Source organism: Aeromonas sp. EERV15, from assembly GCF_900079845.1.
GTDB classification, from domain to species: Bacteria; Pseudomonadota; Gammaproteobacteria; order Enterobacterales; family Aeromonadaceae; genus Aeromonas; species Aeromonas sobria.
Map to the genome: position 1 here is coordinate 1 of NZ_FKKY02000044.1, position 2,327 is coordinate 2,327.

General features: G+C 56.3%; 2 protein-coding genes. Both read left to right on the top strand.

Annotation, left to right across the window (positions count from 1 at the left end):
- Positions 1 to 814 (top strand): plasmid recombination protein (locus BN4575_RS20285; protein WP_176716452.1); only part of this gene is annotated, 814 nt, incomplete at its 5' end.
- 1,246 nt (positions 815 to 2,060) lie between these two features.
- The coding region (locus BN4575_RS20295; protein ID WP_141689894.1) for a hypothetical protein at positions 2,061 to 2,327 on the top strand (267 nt) is incomplete at its 3' end.

Consider the following 2,327-nt stretch of genomic DNA (forward strand, 5'->3'; position numbering starts at 1 on the left):
AATCGCCCCATGGCGTTCCGAAGTGCTTGCTAAGGCCAAGGGCCTTAGCAAGCGCAAGGATGCCGTGGTTGCGATTTCGATAGTGTTGCAGGTGGGCAATCAGCTCGACTGGCGAGAGAAGGAAACCCCTGCCTGCCCAGAGGGCAGGCCAAGGGGTGGACAGAACAACAAGCAGAGCATCAAGGCGATGGGGTATCTCGCCAAGGCTGCCCGCGAGTGGGCGATCAAGGAGTTTGGGGAGGAGAACGTGGTGGGTGTAGATCTGCACACGGACGAGTCATCCCCCCATGTCCACGTTGTTGTAACCCCTGTGCAGGACGGCAAGCTACAGGCGAAAGCGTGGCTTGATGGGGCCGCACGGTGCGCCCAGCTGCGCAAGCGGGCCTTTGAATCGGTGTCCAGGTATATCGAGTGCGAATACACGCCAGGGCAAGCTGGCGGGGCAAAGCACGACCCCGAGCAGGCAGCAGGCAAGATCGGGCGCATCGCCAAGCGCGACAAGGCTTTGGACGAGTGGGAAACCCGTCTCAACCAGCGCGAAGAGGCTCTGTTTGAACGTGATGCGGAGATCGCAGAGCGCGAAGTTGCGCTGTACCACAGGGAGCAGAATTTAAAAAAGCGTGAGAGCGATTTAGGGAAGCTGGCCGACCAAGTGGCTACCAGCACACCCGAGGCCCTGAGAGATCGCAACAGACGCTTACAGGGGCTGATTGATGGGCTTCCCGAGGCTTTGCTCAGGGAGCTGCCGGACAAAGATTTGAGACAGTCGATCAGGTCTGAACAGAGCAGCAAAAACGGGTACGAACGAAACTAACGACTGCTCAGGTCTATCTCTATTCGTTTGAACCCGATCCCGTGGGCTGTGTTTGCTGCTGCGTCTATTGTTGAGAATACCCGCCAACCCCCTCTTTGACGTTCTATGACATCTGATTCAGCGTGTTTTCCGAACCGGATCAGATGGACATGGAACCCAGTCCCCATGGGGGTCGGGACTATGACTGCTTTCGAGTAGGCACCACCATCGAAAACCATTTTTGCGTCTTTCTCTTGCATATCAGATTCCGAATTTGATTAATCAAAACTGGAATTTGATTCTAACTTTTTTGGTGTTTTCTTGTCCAGTCTCTTGACTGACGGCTCTCGATGGCGCTGCTGGAGGAAGGAGGGAGGGAGTTTGAGGCCAACACTCACCCTAGAGCCATGCTGCTAAGGCATGGACTCTAGTGGTTAGCCTGCGCTGCCGTCGGTCGTCGGTCAGTCGCTCTCGGCAAGGGCTCAGGGTGTTGCCCGCCCTCTGTCAGCATTACGGCCAGACGCCGCCTGTAGACCCTGCTGACCACGACACAGAAGGGGTGGCTTCGGCTGTTCGCAGGAGGGTTACTACCCAACGTCTGCGCGTTGCACTCCGAGCTTTATCGGTGCCTGTCCCTGTCACGTTGTCGTCACTCATGGGGCGCTCCCTTCCTACAGATACCCCAGTAGGGAGCTTGTCGCACACCAACGCGCTGTCGTCACTGAGTCCTACCACCCGCGAGGTGTGGCAGTAAGAGGCTTTGAAGGGGGATTGTGCTTGAAACCTGCCCCGAATTAGGGCTACACTGAAAGGGTAATTTCGGTAGCACGGCCCCCTAGCCTGTTACCGCGAAGATCGAGGTGTTGGTAGCACCGAGACCTTCCGAAGAACCCGCCATTGGCGGGTTTTTTCGTTTTTCTGGAGTCTAATCTACACCCGATCACCAATGAGGATCCAGCACTGGATCTTAAGAAAAATATAAAAAGAATCAGTTGGTCACGATTCCGGCCCCAACCCCCGAACTTTTTAAGTTTTGTTTTTTGAGGGGGTGAGGTGGTTTGCGGGCACGCATAATCACCCCCCCTCGGCCCATCGCCCCCCTACCCCCTGCAAAACTTCTTTGTCTTTTAAGACCGGCCAACCGCTGCGCGGCTTGGGCGGGTTGCCCCCCGCAGGGGCTCCAACTTTGCGTAGCAAAGTGTTAGGAGAACACTTCGAACAGACGAAGTGATAAGATCGAGTCAGCCAAAGACACGGAGGTTACGGCATGGCAATGAAATTCAGCCTCGGGATCGAGAAGATGAAAGCCGCAGATGTGGGCCGAGCAGCGGGCCACAACTGCCGCTTACATCCAACCGAGAGCCAGCTACCGCAAGGGAGCTGGTTCACGGACAAAGGCCGCCATGAAATCGCCCCATGGCGTTCCGAAGTGCTTGCTAAGGCCAAGGGCCTTAGCAAGCGCAAGGATGCCGTGGTTGCGATTTCGATAGTGTTGCAGGTGGGCAATCAGCTCGACTGGCGAGAGAAGGAAACC